Raw genomic sequence first — 14,082 nt, 5'->3', positions numbered from 1 at the left:
AGCGATGGCTACCGTGAAAGTATACGACCAGAACAAGCAGGAAAGCGGTGAAGTGACGCTGGCTTCCGATGTGTTCGAAATCGAGGTGAGGCCGGAAATCCTTCACCTTGTGGCGCGTGCGCAGATGGCTGCGCGGCGCGCCGGAACGCACAAGGTGAAAACCCGTGCCTTTGTTTCCGGCGGCGGCGCAAAGCCCTGGAAGCAGAAGGGCACGGGCCGCGCGCGGGCCGGTTCCAATCGTTCGCCTGTCTGGCGCGGCGGTGCGATTGTTTTTGGCCCTTCCCCGCGCGACTACAGCTTCAAGGTGAACAGCAAGGTGCGCGCCCTGGCCCTGAAGATGGCCCTTTCCAGCCGCTTGGCTGCCGAGGATCTGCTTGTGGTCAGGGGCATCAGCCTGCCGGAGGCCAAAACCAGGCATTTTGCCAAGGTGGCCGGTGATCTGGGGCTCACAAAGGCCCTTATTGTCGCTTCTGCGGAAAACGAATCGCTGGTGCGTTCGTCCCGCAACATTCCCGGCCTGACCATGACAACCGTGGAGAGACTGAGCGTGCTTGAAATTCTCCGGCACAAACAGCTTGTGCTCCTCGAAGACGCGGTGGAGCCTGTACAGGCGCGCTTTGCGAAGAAGGGGGCCTAGGTATGGAAATCACTTCTGTCCTTCTCAAGCCTTTGCTGACGGAAAAAACCACCATGCTCAAGGATGAGGCCCAGCAGGTCGCCTTTCTGGTACACACCCAGGCCAACAAGCTGGAAATCAAGCAGGCGGTGGAAAAGGCTTTTGACGTGAAAGTGGAGGCGGTCAACGTGATTCGCCGCGCGCCCCTCAACAGGGAGCGCCAGGGGCGTGTTGTGGGCCGCAAGCCCGGCTGGAAAAAAGCGTATGTGACGCTGCGCCGGGGTGACAAAATCGAGTTTTTTGAGGGAGTATAGTCATGGCTGTCCGCAAACTGAAACCGACTTCCGCGGGGCGTCGCTTCCAGACGGTTTCCGATTTTGAGGAAATCACCCGGACGCGCCCTGAAAAGTCCCTCACTGTCGGCCTGTCCAAAAAGGCCGGGCGCAACAACATGGGGCGCATCACCAGCCGTCGCCGTGGCGGCGGCGTCAAGCGCCTGTACCGCATCATTGACTTCAAGCGCGACAAAACCGGCATCGAGGCCACAGTGGCCCATATCGAGTATGATCCCAACCGTACGGCCCGCATCGCCCTTTTGCACTACATGGACGGCGAAAAGCGGTATATTCTCGCGCCGGTGGGGTTGAAGCAGGGCGACAGGGTCATGTCCGGCGTCAACGAGCGCAGCGGCGTGGCCGCCGACATCAAGCCCGGCAATGCCCTCATGATGCAGCGCATTCCCGTGGGTACTGTTGTGCACAACATCGAGCTTTCTCCCGGCAAGGGGGGGCAGCTCTGCCGCGCCGCCGGAACCTACGCCCAGCTGGTGGCCAAGGAGGGCAAGTACGCCCTGCTGCGCCTGCCTTCCGGCGAAGTGCGCAAGGTGCTCGCCACATGTGTGGCCACGGTGGGGCAGGTGGGCAACATCCATCATGAAACCATCTCTCTGGGCAAGGCCGGGCGCAACCGCTGGCTGGGGCGCCGCCCCAAGGTGCGCGGCGTTGCCATGAACCCCATTGACCACCCCATGGGCGGCGGCGAGGGCAGAAGCTCCGGCGGTCGTCATCCTGTTTCTCCCTGGGGCATGCCCGCAAAGGGATACAAGACGCGCGACAGGAAGAAGGCGTCTTCCCGGCTGATCATCAAACGTCGTGGCCAGAAGTAGGAGTAGCTCATGCCGAGATCATTGAAAAAAGGGCCGTTTGTGGACGGTCATTTGATGAAAAAGGTCGACAGCGCCGTGGCCAACAACGACCGCCGGGTGCTCAAGACGTGGTCGCGCCGTTCCACCATCCTCCCCGAAATGGTGGGCCTCACCTTTGCGGTGCACAACGGCAAGAAATTCGTACCGGTGTTTGTCACCGAAAATATGGTGGGGCACAAGCTGGGCGAATTTTCGCCCACCCGCACCTTCCATGGGCATGCCGCCGACAAAAAGGCCAAGGCCGGCAAGAAGTAGGGTAGGGATATGGAATCGAGAGCAATTGCGAAATTCCAGCGCGTTTCGCCGCGCAAGGCCCGCCTTGTGGCCAGGAACGTGCGGGGCCTGGGAGTGGAGGAGGCCATGAACCTCCTGCGTTTTACGCCCAACAAGCCCGCAGGCGTGATTTACGGCGTGCTCAAGAGCGCGCTTGCCAATGCCTCGCAACTGGGGGGCGTGAACGTGGACGCCATGGTTGTCAAGGAAGTTGTGGTCAACGAAGGCCCCACCTGGAAGCGCTTCATGCCCCGGGCACAGGGCCGGGCGACGAAGATCCACAAGCGCACGAGCCATGTTACCGTCATACTCGCAGAAGGGCAGGAATAGGTTATGGGTCAGAAAGTACATCCGTTTGGCTTCCGGCTGGGGTACAACAAAAACTGGCAGTCCCGCTGGTTCAGCAAGAAGGAATATCCTGCCTTCGTCTACGAGGACAGCAAGATCCGCGCGTTCGTGAAAAAGCTCCTGCTCCACGCGGGGCTGGCGAAAATAGAAATCGAGCGTGCGGGCGGCAAGGTGCGGCTTATCCTCTCCACGGCCCGGCCCGGCATTGTCATCGGGCGCAAGGGTGTGGAAATCGAGAAGCTGCGCACGGATTTGCGCCAGAAATTTGGCCGCGAGTTCTCCCTTGAGGTGAATGAAATCCGCCGTCCGGAAGTGGAGGCGCAGCTGGTGGCCGAAAATATCGCCCAGCAGCTTGAGCGCCGCGTGGCTTTTCGCCGCGCCATGAAGCGGACGGTTTCCATGGCCCGCAAGTTCGGCGGCGAGGGCATCAAGGTGACCTGCTCCGGACGTTTGGCCGGTGCCGAAATCGCCCGTACCGAATGGTATCGCGATGGTCGCGTGCCCTTGCAGACCCTGCGCGCCGACATCAGCTACGGTTTTGCCGAAGCGCGCACCACATACGGAATCATTGGCGTCAAGGTGTGGATTTACAAGGGTGAAATCCTTGACAAAGAGGTTGATCAATAATGCTTGCCCCCAAAAAAGTAAAATTTCGCAAGTGGCAGAAAGGCCGTTTGCGCGGGCTGGCCACTCGCGGAGCCAGTATTGTTTTTGGCGATATCGGGCTGAAAGCTGTGGAACACGGGCATCTTTCCAGCCAGCAGATTGAGGCTGCGCGTATCGCCATGATGCGCCATATCAAACGTGGCGGAAAGGTCTGGATCCGCGTTTTTCCGGATCGCCCGGTGACGGCCAAGCCTCTGGAAACCCGGCAGGGTTCGGGCAAGGGCGCGCCGGTGGGCTGGTGCGCGCCGGTCAAGCCGGGGCGCGTGCTGTACGAAATCAAGGGCGTGAGCCTTGATCTGGCCCGTGAAGCGTTGACCCGCGCCGCGCACAAGCTGTCCGTCAAGACCATTATTGTGGTGAGGGAGGGAGTCTAGATGGCTGCCAAGAAAAAATCCGACAAGGCCGTGCGCCCGGCTGCCAAAGACCTGCGGGACATGAGCGCGGAAGATCTGCGCAAGGCTCTCGCCGAACAGCGGCAGGAGCTGATGAGCGCCCGCTTCAAGCATGCGGCGGCGCAGCTTGAAAAGACCTCCGAACTGAAGGCCATGCGCAGGCAGGTTGCGCGCATCGAGACCGTTTTGAACGAAAAGGAACAGAGGGCCTAAAATGCAAGCTCTGGAAGAACGCAAGGGCAGAACGCTGACCGGTGTGGTGGTGAGCGACAAGAATGACAAAACCATTGTCGTGCGCGTTGAAACCCTGGTCAAGCACCCTCTGCTCAAAAAGTATGTGAGGCGCCGCAAGAAGTTCACCGCGCATGACCCCATGAACGAATGCGGCATGGGCGACAAGGTGAAGATCGTGGAGTTCCGGCCCATGTCGCGCAACAAGCGCTGGCATCTGGTCTCCATCATTGAAAAAGCCGTATAGGATGGAAAGCCATGATCCAGGTAGAATCAACGCTCCAGGTGGCCGATAATTCCGGCGCGAAAAAGGTCGCCTGCATCAAGGTGCTGGGCGGCTCGCACCGTCGTTACGCCTCGGTGGGCGATATCATCATGGTTTCTGTCAAGGAAGCCATTCCCCACAGCAAGGTAAAAAAGGGCGACGTCATGAAGGCCGTTATCGTGCGCACTGCCAAGGAAGTGCGGCGCAGCGACGGCAGCTACATCAAGTTTGACGGCAATGCCGCCGTGCTGCTTTCCAATCAGGGAGAGCCGGTGGGTACGCGCATTTTTGGCCCTGTGGCCCGTGAACTGCGCGCGCTGAACTTCATGAAGATCATTTCGCTTGCCCCGGAAGTCCTCTAGGAGACCGTCATGAAAATGTATCGCATCCGCAAGGATGACAAGGTGATGGTAATCACCGGAAAGGACGCGGGTAAAATCGGCAAAGTGCTCAAGATCCTCCGCAAGAAGGATCGTGTGCTGGTGGAAAAGACCAATATGGTCAAACGCCATGTGCGCCCTAATCCGTATGCCCAGCAGCCGGGCGGCATTGTGGAAAAAGAAATGCCCCTGCACATCTCCAATGTCATGGTCGTTTGTTCCGCCTGCGGCAAGGCAACGCGCGTGGGGTACAGGACCATTGAGTCTGCCGGCAAGGAAAAGAAAGTGCGCTTTTGCAAAAAGTGCAATGAAGTCATGGAATAGGGTGATACAATGACACGCCTTGAAAAGATTTATAGAGAGAAGGTGGTTCCGGTCTTGCACAAGGAGTTCAGCTACTCCTCGCCCATGCAACTGCCCGGCCTCGAGAAAATCTCTCTGAATATCGGCCTTGGCGCCGCCAGCCAGAACAACAAGCTCATGGAAGAGGCGGTGGCGGAACTGAGCGCCATTGCCGGCCAGAAGGCCGTGGTCACGAGGGCCACAAAGTCCATCGCCGCGTTCAAGCTGCGTGAGGGCATGCCCATCGGCGCGCGCGTTACCTTGCGCAAGGACCGCATGTGGGACTTTCTTGACAAGCTCATGAACTTTGCCCTGCCCAGGGTGCGCGATTTTCGCGGCATCCCTGACAGGGGGTTTGACGGACGCGGCAACTTCACCTTGGGTATCAAGGAGCACACCATTTTCCCCGAGCTTGAAGCGGACCGGGTGGAAAATCCCAAGGGCATGAACATCACCATCGTCACAACGGCTGCCACGGACAAGGAAGGCAAGTTCCTTCTTGACAAGCTGGGCATGCCGTTCCGCAAGTAGGAGTCAAGCTATGTCCCGTACTTCTCTGGAAGTAAAGGCCAGGCGCAAGCCCAAGTTCAGTGCCCGCGCGTACAACCGCTGCCCCCTGTGCGGGCGCTCCCGCGCCTTTTTGCGGCAGTTCGGCCTGTGCCGCATCTGCTTCCGCAACATGGCGCTCCGGGGCGAACTGCCCGGCGTGCGCAAGTCAAGCTGGTAGAACTTTCGGGCTTGCCCGAGCGGCGCGCATGCGCGCCAGCGGGAAGTGGCGGCATGGGGCCGTCAACCCCGCCCCCCAACCGTTCAGGAGCATTCGATGTTGACAGATCCCATTGCGGACATGCTGACCCGCATCCGCAACGCGCATTTGGCCCTGCACAAGGAAGTGAATGTGCCGCGCTCGAAGATGAAGGAATCATTAGCCGCCATCCTCAAGCAGGAAGGTTACGTCGAAGACGTGGCCGTGGCCGACAGAAACATTACCATCACCCTGAAGTACCACAAGGGAAGGCCCGTGATCAACGGCCTGAAGCGCGTGAGCACGCCCGGCCGCAGGGTCTATGTGAATGCGCGCCACATCCCCCGTGTGCAGAACGGCCTTGGCATCTGCATTTTGTCCACGTCCAGCGGTGTTCTGGACGGCATGACTGCCCACGAGAAGAAAGTGGGCGGCGAACTTTTGTGCGAAATCTGGTAGGCGGTGCACCATGTCGAGAATAGGTAAACTGCCCGTGCCCGTTCCTGGCGGCGTTGAAGTCAGGATCGGAGCGGAGATGGTGGAAGTAAAAGGCCCCAAGGGCACACTGAGCACCCCTGTCTGTTCCCTGCTCAAGTACGAGTTGGCTGACGGCAGCGTGAGCGTGAGCCGCATTGCCGACGACCGGACAAGCCGCGCCCAGCACGGCTTGCGCCGCACACTTCTCGCCAACTGCATTGAAGGCGTGACCAAGGGCTTTTCCAAGGGGCTGGAGGTCATCGGCGTGGGCTACCGCGTGGCGGTCAAGGGCAATATTGTGGAGCTTTCCGTCGGTTTTTCCCATCCTGTGCTGGTGGAACTGCCCGAAGGCATCAAGGCCACTGCGGAAGGTCAGGTGCTGACCATTTCCGGAATCGACAAGGAACTGGTGGGCGAAACTGCCGCCAAAATCCGTCGTATCCGCAAGCCTGAACCTTACAAGGGCAAGGGCATCAAATACGTTACCGAGACGATCCGCCGCAAGGCCGGCAAGTCCGGCAAGAAGTAGGGGGAGGCGTCATGAAAAACAACAAGAACGAATCCCGGCAGCGCCGCAAGATCCGCATCCGCAAAAAGGTCAACGGCACGGCTTCCCGTCCGCGTCTGGTGGTGTTCCGCTCCAACCTGCACATCTACGCGCAGATCGTGGATGATGCGCAGGGTGCAACCCTGGTTGCCACGTCAACCCTTTCCCTGCGCAAGAGCGAGCCGGGCGCGCACTGCAACCGGAGTGGCGCGGAACTGGTTGGCAAGGAAATTGCCCGTCTGGCCAAGGAAAAGAATATCAGTCAGGTAGTGTTTGATCGCAACGGATATCTTTATCACGGTCGCGTGAAAGCCGTAGCCGACGGCGCCCGCGAAGGCGGCCTGGAGTTCTAATATGCGTCAGGAAAATACGGAAACTCAGCAGAACGAATTGGGCGAAATCGAAAAGATCGTTTCTCTCAATCGTGTGGCCAAGGTTGTCAAGGGCGGCCGTCGTTTCAGCTTCAGCGCCCTTGTTGTGGTGGGAGACGGCAAAGGCGGCGTGGGCTTTGGCCTGGGCAAGGCTCAGGAAGTGCCCGAAGCCCTGCGCAAGGCTACAGAGCGCGCCCGCAAGAACCGCGTGCAGATTCCTCTGGTGGAAGGCACGCTGCCCTATGAGATTCTGGGGCGCTTCGGCGCGGGCCGCGTCATGCTCAAGCCCGCCTCCGAAGGTACGGGCATCATTGCGGGCGGTGCCGTGCGCGCGGTGATGGAAGCCGTGGGGGTGCGCGACGTTCTGGCAAAGGCCATCGGCACCAACAACCCGCACAATGTGCTGCGCGCGACCATGCAGGGTCTTGTTTCCCTGCGCAGCGCCGATACTGTTTCGGCCCTTCGCGGCAAGAAGCTGGAAGCTCCGAGGAAGTGACCATGGCAGAAATCACAGTAAAACTGGTGCGTTCGCGTATCGGCTCCAGTCCCGCCCAGCGCAAGCTGCTGGATTCTCTGGGCCTCAAGCGCCGCGAACAGGTCAAGACGTTTCAGGATACCCCGGCCATTCGGGGGATTATCGCCAAGATTCCGCATCTGGTCGCTATCGTCGGGTAGCTCCGTGAGGATATGAGTATGCAGTTGCACAATTTGTTTCCCTTTCCGGAGGAGCGCAAAACGCGCCGCCGCGTTGGCCGTGGTTCGGGCTCCGGCCTTGGTTGTACGGCGGGCAAGGGCCACAAGGGCCAGAATGCCCGTGCGGGGGGAGGGGTGGCCCCCGGCTTTGAAGGGGGCCAGATGCCCCTGCAACGGCGTTTGCCCAAGCACGGCTTCAAGAATGCCCTGTTCAAGGTGACCTATTCCGTTGTCAATCTGGAAAATCTGTTGGCAGCCTTTGAAGGCAAGACGACAATCACCCTGGATGACATCTATGCACGGGGTCTTGCCCGCATGGGCGCTCCGGTGAAAGTGCTTTCCCGCGGCGAGGTGAAAACCGCGTTGTCCGTTGAGGCACACAAGTTCAGTCAGGCTGCGGCGCAAAAGATCCGCCAGGCCGGTGGCACTGTCACCGAACTGGAAGCGGTCGCTGCTGCCGAATAATCATGACCGTGCACTGACAGCCGCACTTTGTTCCGTGACGTCACTTCCCGCCCCGGCGGCGGGCAGTGACGTCACATACATGCTGCGCCGTCGGCACACAAAGACAACGGGTGTTTCATGGCAGTAGGATCGGCAAGCAATACGGCGGGCCAGGCCTCCCTGACCAAGCGTCTTGGCTGGACATTCCTGATATTGTGCTGCTACCGCATCGGCGTGCATGTGCCCATACCGGGAGTTGACGCAGCTGCGCTGGCGTCCTTTTTTGAAAGCATGTCGGGCACCCTGTTCAGTCTTTTCGACATGTTTTCGGGCGGCGGTCTGTCCAATGTTTCGGTGTTCGCTCTCGGCGTCATGCCGTACATCTCGGCCAGCATCATCATGCAGCTTCTGCAGGTGGTCAGCCCGGACATCAAGCGGATGGCCAGGGAAGAAGGGCAGGCCGGGCGGCGTAAGATCACCCAGTGGACGCGCTATCTGACGGTGCTCATCACTCTGGTGCAGGGCCTGGGCATTGCTGTTGGCCTTGAAAACATGACAAGTCCTGCCGGAACCCCCGTGGTTCTTGTGCCCGGTTGGCATTTCCGCCTGGTGACCATGATGACGTTCACCGCCGGTTCGGTGCTGGTCATGTGGCTTGGCGAGCAGATCACCGAGCGGGGCATCGGCAACGGCATTTCCCTGATCATTTTCTGCGGTATCGTGGTGGGCATCCCGCGCGGGATCATCCACTCCTTCCAGCTGATCCAGGCCGGAGACATCAGCATCTTCATGGCGGTGCTCATTCTGGTGTTTATGGCGGCTGTGCTCGTGGCCATTGTTTTTGTGGAGCGTGCGCAGCGGCGCATCCCCATCAGCTACGCCAAGCGGCAGATCGGCCGGAAAATGTACGGTGGTCAAAACTCCCATTTGCCTTTGCGGCTGAACACCGCGGGCGTCATCCCGCCCATTTTTGCCTCGTCGCTCCTGCTGTTCCCGGCGACCATCGGGCAGTTCTCCTCCAACGACTATGTCAAGATGGCCGCGGACTGGTTTTCTCCCCACGGCTTGGCGTACAATGTGCTTTATGTGGCGCTGATGTTCTTTTTCTGTTACTTTTATACAGCCATCATTTTTGACCCCAAGGATATGGCCGAAAACCTGAAAAAGAACGGCGGCTTCATTCCCGGCATCCGCCCCGGTGAAAAGACGCAGGAATATATCGACACGGTGCTTTCCCGGCTGACCCTTTCGGGAGCCACCTATATTTCCATCGTCTGCCTTTTGCCCATGCTGCTCATCAGCAAGTTCAACGTGCCGTTCTATTACGGCGGAACGAGCCTGCTGATTCTTGTCGGCGTTGCCATGGACTTCATGAATCAGGTGGAATCGCACATGATTTCCAGCCAGTACCAAGGCTTGATGGCCAAGGCGCGCAAGAGCGGCAGGCTGTAGTCCGGGAATTGTCGCGCCAATGGCGGAGGACGAATGAAAAAATATCACGGCGCCTTCATCAAGAACGAGCGGGAAATCGCCTGCCTGCGTGAAGCCAACCGCATGGTGGCCAACATTCTTGATGCCGTGGGGGACATGGTGGCAGCGGGGCTTCCTACCATGCGCCTTGAAGAACTGGCCCGCGACATGTGCGCGGATTATGGGGTCAAACCTGCCTTTCTGGGATATTGCGGGTACCCGTATGCCCTGTGCTGCTCTGTGAACGAGCAGGTCGTCCACGGTTTTCCTTCTCTGCGGCAGCTTGAGGAGGGGGACATTGTAAGTGTTGATATGGGCGTCATTTTTGAAGGTTTTGTGGGGGACGCGGCCCGCACCTTCCCTGTGGGGGAAGTGAGCGAAGAAGCCCGCAAGCTTATGCGCGTCACGGAAGAAAGCCTTTATGTGGGCATAGAGCAGGCGCGCGCGGGCAACGATGTGTACAGCATCGGGGCAGCCATCCAGGACTATGTGGAGGCTGCGGGGTTCGGTGTGGTGCGGCGCTTTGTGGGGCACGGAGTCGGTGCAAGGATGCACGAAAAACCGGAAGTTCCCAATTTTCGTCCCGGAATGCGCGGGCTGACCCTGCAAAACGGCATGGTCATCGCCATCGAGCCCATGGTCACGTTGGGAACGCACGAGGTGGATATTCTGGACGACAAGTGGACGGCGGTCACGCGCGATGGAAAATGGGCTGCCCATTTTGAACACAGTGTCGCCATTCTGCCGTCAGGCCCCCGGATACTGAGCATCTCGGACCGGGGGCTGGATCGACCGGGATTTGTTGGTTGACAGGGTGGATGAAGCAGGATAAATGTTTCCGTTCCTGTCTTTTCTGACGGGTGGTGGACAGCTTGTCCAGTGGGTTGCCGGAAACATTTTGCCGATACATGGTCATTGTAGTGGAGATGAGGTTATGAAAGTAAGACCTTCCGTCAAGAAAATATGCCCCAAATGCAAGGTTATCCGGCGCAAGGGAGTGCTTCGAGTTATCTGCGAAAACCCCCGGCACAAGCAGCGCCAGGGCTAGGGCAGGAGAAGAGTTGTGGCGAGAATTGCAGGTGTTGATTTGCCGCGCGGAAAGCGGGTGGACATTGCGCTCACCTATATCTACGGGATCGGCCGGACCACGGCCCTGAAAATTCTGGACACCACCGGCGTCAACTGGGAGCGCAATATTGACGATCTCTCGGCTGACGAGGTGAACGAGATCCGCAAGGAGCTTGAGCAGAACTACAAGGTGGAAGGTGATCTCCGCCGTGAAGTTTCCAGCAGCATCAAGCGTCTTATGGATATTGGCTGTTATCGCGGCCTTCGCCACCGTCGCGGGCTGCCTGCCCGCGGGCAGCGCACGCATACCAATGCGCGTACCCGCAAGGGCCCGCGCCGCGGCGCTGTGGGCAAGAAAAAGTAGCAGCCGGAGCGGTTGCGCTTTGACGCAGTTTGTAAAGCGGACGCAGTGTCTGCTGCCGTGAGGAAGAACGGATCTCCCGCTTCGCGCGGAGCATGATCCAAAGCTCCATCCAGAGGAAAAGTTATGGCCAGGCCAAAGAAAGCCGTCAAGAAAAAGGAAAAAAAGAACGTTCCCGTGGGCATTGCCCACGTTCAGGCTTCGTTCAACAATACGATCATCACTTTTACGGATACGCGCGGTAACGCCATCTCGTGGGCGTCTTCAGGCCAGAGCGGCTTCAAGGGCTCGCGCAAATCCACCCCCTTTGCCGCCCAGGTTGCTGCCGAGACCGCTGCCCGCAAGGCGCAGGACAACGGCATGCGCACCGTGGGCATTTATGTCAAGGGGCCGGGTTCCGGACGGGAGGCTGCCATGCGCGCCATTTCCGCCGCGGGCTTCAAGGTGGCTTTTATTCGTGATGTGACGCCCATTCCGCACAATGGATGCCGGCCGCCCAAGCGCCGCCGCGTCTAGGGCGTTTCGACACAACCGCGCAAAATCGCAAGAGGATTGATCAATGGCCAAATATACAGAAGCCAAGTGTCGTATTTGCCGCAGGGAAGGCTGCAAGCTTTTTCTGAAGGGCGACCGCTGCTTCACGGACAAATGCGCCCAGGACCGTCGTCCCTATGCCCCCGGCCAGCATGGCCGTGCCCGCAAAAAGCTCAGCGACTATGCGGTGCAGCTGCGTGAAAAGCAGAAGACCCGCCGCGCGTACGGCATTCTGGAAAGCCAGTTCCGCAGCTATTTCGTGAAGGCCGACATGCAGAAGGGTGTTACCGGCACAAACTTGCTGGTCATTCTTGAGCGCCGTCTGGACAATGTGGTCTACCGCCTGGGCTTTGCCAACTCGCGCAACCAGGCCCGCCAGCTTGTGCGGCACGGAATTTTCACCCTCAACGGGCGCAAGGTCAACATTCCTTCACTGCAGGTTCGCGTTGGCGACACTGTGGAAGTGCCCGAGAAAAACCGCAAGATTTCGGTGCTTGCCGCAGCCCAGGAAGTGATTGCGCGCCGTGGCTGCCCCGCCTGGCTTGAAGTTGACGGCGTGGCCTTCAAGGGTACGGTCAAGGCCCTGCCCCAGCGCGACGACATCCAGTTCCCGATCAACGAACAGCTGATTGTCGAACTTTACTCGAAATAACCGGGGGTTCGCATGCTTATCAAACAGGGCGAACGCCTTATCAATGCCCGCAACTGGTCAGAGCTGGTCAAGCCCGATCAGATCGTGCGCGACGGGGATACCGCCAGCGATACCCATGCCAAGTTTGTGTGCGAGCCTCTGGAAAGAGGCTACGGCACGACCATCGGCAATGCCATGCGGCGGGTTCTGCTTTCTTCCCTTCAGGGAGCGGCCTTTGTTTCGGCCAAGATTGTCGGGGTGCAGCACGAGTTTACGTCCATCCACGGCGTTCTTGAGGATATTACGGATGTTGTTCTGAATATCAAGCAGGTTCGCCTGCGTATGGATACCGATGAGCCGCAGCGCCTGACTCTGCGCGCCACGGCAAAAGGGCCTGTGACCGCCGGGCAGATCCTCGCCAACCAGCATGTGGAAGTGCTCAATCCGGACTTGCACATCGCCACTCTGACCGAAGACGTTGTGCTGGAAATGGAGTTGGAGGCCCGCATGGGCAAGGGCTATGTGCCTGCGGATCTGCACGAAGGGCAGACCGATGAAATCGGTCTGATCCGTCTTGATGCCAGCTTCTCCCCCGTGCGCAAGGTGGCCTATACGGTGGAGCAGGCGCGCGTTGGGCAAATGACGAACTATGACCGTCTTCTGTTGGAAGTATGGACTGACGGTTCTCTTACCCCGGAAGACGCCATTGCTTACAGCGCAAAAATCATCAAGGACCAGATCGCCGTCTTCATCAACTTTGACGAGCGCGTGTCCGGCGACATGCACAGCGGCGCTGGCGACAGCGGCGAAGTGAACGAGCATCTGTTCAAGCACATTGATGACCTTGAACTTTCCGTCCGCGCCACCAACTGCCTGCGCAGCGCGAATATCGCTCTGGTGGGCGAGCTTGTGCAGCGCTCCGAGGCGGAAATGCTCAAAACAAAGAATTTCGGGCGCAAATCGCTGGACGAGATCAAGGGCATGCTTGTGAGCATGGGGCTTGATTTTGGCATGCGCGTTGATGCCTTTGAAAAGAAATATCAGGAATGGAAGAGGAAACAGCAAAATGAGGCATAGCAATTCCGGCAGAAAATTCTCGCGTACGCCCGCGCACCGCAAGGCCATGTTGCACAACCTTGCCAAGGCTTTGCTGATTCACGGCAAAATCCGCACAACGGAAATCAAGGCCAAGGAACTGCGGCGGGTGGTGGAACCGCTGATCACTCTCGCCAAGCGCAATGATCTGCATGCCCGGCGTCAAGCCTACCGTGTGCTCAATGACCACGGTTTGGTGAAGCGGCTTTTTGATGAAATCGGCCCGGTTTTCGCCGGAGTGCCCGGCGGCTACACGCGGATTCTCAAATTGGCCATGCCCCGCAAGGGCGACAACGCCCCCATGGCCTTCATTGAACTGTCGCGTTCTCCCGTGCAGGCGGAAGCGCCTGCGGCTCCCGCGCAGAAAGAAGAACAAGCGTCCGAATAGCTTCGGCGCAGACCACAAAATATTGGGGGGATGCCCTGTATCCCCCCACGCTTCACAAAATCCCGGCAATTTGCCGGGATTTTGTTTTCTGTCGAAAAAAGAATGGTATTCTCCAACTATGTGACAGTACAGAAAAATGTGCAGTGTTCGACGTCATGCAGGCAATCCTTGACGGAAAGAGCCTCCACGACCAGCTTCAGGATGGCCGCTGTATCCGCCTCTTGAACGTCCTGGACGACGTTACCCGTAAAGGGCTCTCGGCATTGAGATTGATTTTTCCCTGCCGTCGGAGCGGGGAATCCGCGCCCTGGAGAACATCATTGAATGGCGGGGTTGTCCCAGGGAGATTCGTTGTGATAACGGCCCTGAATATGTGAGCGGCATTTTTCAGTCCTGGGCTGAAAAAAGAGGAATTCGCATCCGGTACATTCAGCCGGGGAAACCGCAGCAAAACGGCTATGCCGAACGCTATAACCGAACCGTGCGGTATGACTGGCTGAATCAGTATCTCTTTGAGTCATTGGATACAGGAGTTTGCCAC

Annotated in this window: 27 protein-coding genes and 1 pseudogene; all 28 read left to right on the top strand. The window is 58.7% G+C overall.

Going from position 1 to position 14,082, the window contains the following annotated elements:
- Nucleotides 1–4: 4 nt before the first annotated feature.
- A complete protein-coding gene (gene rplD, locus EII23_RS09125; RefSeq protein ID WP_124793076.1) occupies nucleotides 5–637 on the top strand; it encodes a 50S ribosomal protein L4 in 633 nt (210 codons plus the stop codon).
- Between the two features lie 2 nt (nucleotides 638–639).
- Nucleotides 640–930: a 50S ribosomal protein L23 gene (gene rplW / locus EII23_RS09120; RefSeq protein ID WP_124793075.1), complete on the top strand. Its 291-nt coding sequence runs from the start codon at nucleotides 640–642 to the stop codon at nucleotides 928–930.
- A gap of 2 nt (nucleotides 931–932) precedes the next feature.
- Nucleotides 933–1,781 (top strand): 50S ribosomal protein L2, encoded by an 849-nt coding sequence (rplB, locus tag EII23_RS09115; protein ID WP_124793074.1) that lies wholly within the window; start codon nucleotides 933–935, stop codon nucleotides 1,779–1,781.
- A 9-nt stretch (nucleotides 1,782–1,790) separates the two neighbouring features.
- Nucleotides 1,791–2,075 (top strand): 30S ribosomal protein S19, encoded by a 285-nt coding sequence (gene rpsS, locus EII23_RS09110; RefSeq protein ID WP_124793073.1) that lies wholly within the window; start codon nucleotides 1,791–1,793, stop codon nucleotides 2,073–2,075.
- A 9-nt stretch (nucleotides 2,076–2,084) separates the two neighbouring features.
- Nucleotides 2,085–2,423 carry a 50S ribosomal protein L22 gene (gene rplV / locus EII23_RS09105; protein ID WP_124793072.1) on the top strand — a complete coding sequence of 113 codons (339 nt, stop codon included), beginning with the start codon at nucleotides 2,085–2,087 and terminating at the stop codon, nucleotides 2,421–2,423.
- Between the two features lie 3 nt (nucleotides 2,424–2,426).
- Complete coding sequence (gene rpsC / locus EII23_RS09100) at nucleotides 2,427–3,068, top strand: 30S ribosomal protein S3 (RefSeq protein WP_124793071.1); 642 nt, start codon at nucleotides 2,427–2,429, stop codon at nucleotides 3,066–3,068.
- The gene (gene rplP, locus EII23_RS09095; protein ID WP_124793070.1) at nucleotides 3,068–3,481 is read left to right on the top strand and encodes a 50S ribosomal protein L16; all 414 of its coding nucleotides are present in this window, start codon (nucleotides 3,068–3,070) and stop codon (nucleotides 3,479–3,481) included. Before rpsC ends, rplP begins: the two co-directional genes overlap by 1 nt.
- Nucleotides 3,482–3,712, top strand: coding sequence for a 50S ribosomal protein L29 (gene rpmC, locus EII23_RS09090; protein ID WP_124793069.1), 231 nt, complete (start codon nucleotides 3,482–3,484; stop codon nucleotides 3,710–3,712).
- Nucleotide 3,713: 1 nt separating this feature from the next.
- A complete protein-coding gene (rpsQ, locus tag EII23_RS09085; protein WP_124793068.1) occupies nucleotides 3,714–3,977 on the top strand; it encodes a 30S ribosomal protein S17 in 264 nt (87 codons plus the stop codon).
- Nucleotides 3,978–3,988: 11 nt separating this feature from the next.
- Complete coding sequence (gene rplN / locus EII23_RS09080; RefSeq protein ID WP_124793067.1) at nucleotides 3,989–4,357, top strand: 50S ribosomal protein L14; 369 nt, start codon at nucleotides 3,989–3,991, stop codon at nucleotides 4,355–4,357.
- Between the two features lie 9 nt (nucleotides 4,358–4,366).
- Nucleotides 4,367–4,699 (top strand): 50S ribosomal protein L24, encoded by a 333-nt coding sequence (gene rplX, locus EII23_RS09075; RefSeq protein ID WP_124793066.1) that lies wholly within the window; start codon nucleotides 4,367–4,369, stop codon nucleotides 4,697–4,699.
- Nucleotides 4,700–4,708: 9 nt separating this feature from the next.
- Nucleotides 4,709–5,248: a 50S ribosomal protein L5 gene (rplE, locus tag EII23_RS09070; protein ID WP_124793065.1), complete on the top strand. Its 540-nt coding sequence runs from the start codon at nucleotides 4,709–4,711 to the stop codon at nucleotides 5,246–5,248.
- Nucleotides 5,249–5,258: 10 nt separating this feature from the next.
- Complete coding sequence (locus tag EII23_RS09065) at nucleotides 5,259–5,444, top strand: type Z 30S ribosomal protein S14 (protein ID WP_124793064.1); 186 nt, start codon at nucleotides 5,259–5,261, stop codon at nucleotides 5,442–5,444.
- A 96-nt stretch (nucleotides 5,445–5,540) separates the two neighbouring features.
- On the top strand, nucleotides 5,541–5,921 hold the full coding sequence (gene rpsH, locus EII23_RS09060) for a 30S ribosomal protein S8 (RefSeq protein WP_124793063.1): 381 nt from the start codon (nucleotides 5,541–5,543) through the stop codon (nucleotides 5,919–5,921).
- A gap of 10 nt (nucleotides 5,922–5,931) precedes the next feature.
- Nucleotides 5,932–6,468 (top strand): 50S ribosomal protein L6, encoded by a 537-nt coding sequence (rplF, locus tag EII23_RS09055; RefSeq protein WP_124793062.1) that lies wholly within the window; start codon nucleotides 5,932–5,934, stop codon nucleotides 6,466–6,468.
- A gap of 11 nt (nucleotides 6,469–6,479) precedes the next feature.
- Nucleotides 6,480–6,839, top strand: coding sequence for a 50S ribosomal protein L18 (gene rplR / locus EII23_RS09050; RefSeq protein ID WP_124793061.1), 360 nt, complete (start codon nucleotides 6,480–6,482; stop codon nucleotides 6,837–6,839).
- 1 nt (nucleotide 6,840) lies between these two features.
- Entirely contained in the window at nucleotides 6,841–7,353 is a 513-nt protein-coding gene (rpsE, locus tag EII23_RS09045) for a 30S ribosomal protein S5 (protein ID WP_124793060.1), read from the top strand.
- A gap of 2 nt (nucleotides 7,354–7,355) precedes the next feature.
- The gene (gene rpmD, locus EII23_RS09040) at nucleotides 7,356–7,532 is read left to right on the top strand and encodes a 50S ribosomal protein L30 (RefSeq protein ID WP_124793059.1); all 177 of its coding nucleotides are present in this window, start codon (nucleotides 7,356–7,358) and stop codon (nucleotides 7,530–7,532) included.
- A gap of 18 nt (nucleotides 7,533–7,550) precedes the next feature.
- The gene (gene rplO / locus EII23_RS09035; RefSeq protein ID WP_124793058.1) at nucleotides 7,551–8,015 is read left to right on the top strand and encodes a 50S ribosomal protein L15; all 465 of its coding nucleotides are present in this window, start codon (nucleotides 7,551–7,553) and stop codon (nucleotides 8,013–8,015) included.
- Nucleotides 8,016–8,132: 117 nt separating this feature from the next.
- Nucleotides 8,133–9,446 carry a preprotein translocase subunit SecY gene (secY, locus tag EII23_RS09030; RefSeq protein ID WP_124793057.1) on the top strand — a complete coding sequence of 438 codons (1,314 nt, stop codon included), beginning with the start codon at nucleotides 8,133–8,135 and terminating at the stop codon, nucleotides 9,444–9,446.
- Between the two features lie 33 nt (nucleotides 9,447–9,479).
- Complete coding sequence (gene map / locus EII23_RS09025) at nucleotides 9,480–10,274, top strand: type I methionyl aminopeptidase (protein WP_124793056.1); 795 nt, start codon at nucleotides 9,480–9,482, stop codon at nucleotides 10,272–10,274.
- 124 nt (nucleotides 10,275–10,398) lie between these two features.
- Nucleotides 10,399–10,512, top strand: a complete 114-nt coding sequence (gene rpmJ, locus EII23_RS09020; RefSeq protein ID WP_005027799.1) for a 50S ribosomal protein L36 — start codon at nucleotides 10,399–10,401, stop codon at nucleotides 10,510–10,512.
- A gap of 15 nt (nucleotides 10,513–10,527) precedes the next feature.
- Nucleotides 10,528–10,896, top strand: a complete 369-nt coding sequence (rpsM, locus tag EII23_RS09015) for a 30S ribosomal protein S13 (protein WP_124793055.1) — start codon at nucleotides 10,528–10,530, stop codon at nucleotides 10,894–10,896.
- A 123-nt stretch (nucleotides 10,897–11,019) separates the two neighbouring features.
- Nucleotides 11,020–11,409 (top strand): 30S ribosomal protein S11, encoded by a 390-nt coding sequence (gene rpsK, locus EII23_RS09010; protein ID WP_124793054.1) that lies wholly within the window; start codon nucleotides 11,020–11,022, stop codon nucleotides 11,407–11,409.
- Nucleotides 11,410–11,452: 43 nt separating this feature from the next.
- A complete protein-coding gene (rpsD, locus tag EII23_RS09005; RefSeq protein WP_124793053.1) occupies nucleotides 11,453–12,079 on the top strand; it encodes a 30S ribosomal protein S4 in 627 nt (208 codons plus the stop codon).
- Nucleotides 12,080–12,091: 12 nt separating this feature from the next.
- Nucleotides 12,092–13,135 carry a DNA-directed RNA polymerase subunit alpha gene (locus tag EII23_RS09000; protein WP_124793052.1) on the top strand — a complete coding sequence of 348 codons (1,044 nt, stop codon included), beginning with the start codon at nucleotides 12,092–12,094 and terminating at the stop codon, nucleotides 13,133–13,135.
- Nucleotides 13,125–13,541, top strand: coding sequence for a 50S ribosomal protein L17 (rplQ, locus tag EII23_RS08995; protein ID WP_124793051.1), 417 nt, complete (start codon nucleotides 13,125–13,127; stop codon nucleotides 13,539–13,541). Before EII23_RS09000 ends, rplQ begins: the two co-directional genes overlap by 11 nt.
- Nucleotides 13,542–13,723: 182 nt before the next feature.
- Nucleotides 13,724–14,082: pseudogene (locus EII23_RS08990) on the top strand (DDE-type integrase/transposase/recombinase); the annotation flags it as partial.

Source organism: Desulfovibrio sp. OH1186_COT-070, from assembly GCF_003860215.1.
Taxonomy (GTDB): Bacteria; Desulfobacterota; Desulfovibrionia; order Desulfovibrionales; family Desulfovibrionaceae; genus Desulfovibrio.
This window is presented reverse-complemented; position numbering and strand designations above follow the sequence as displayed.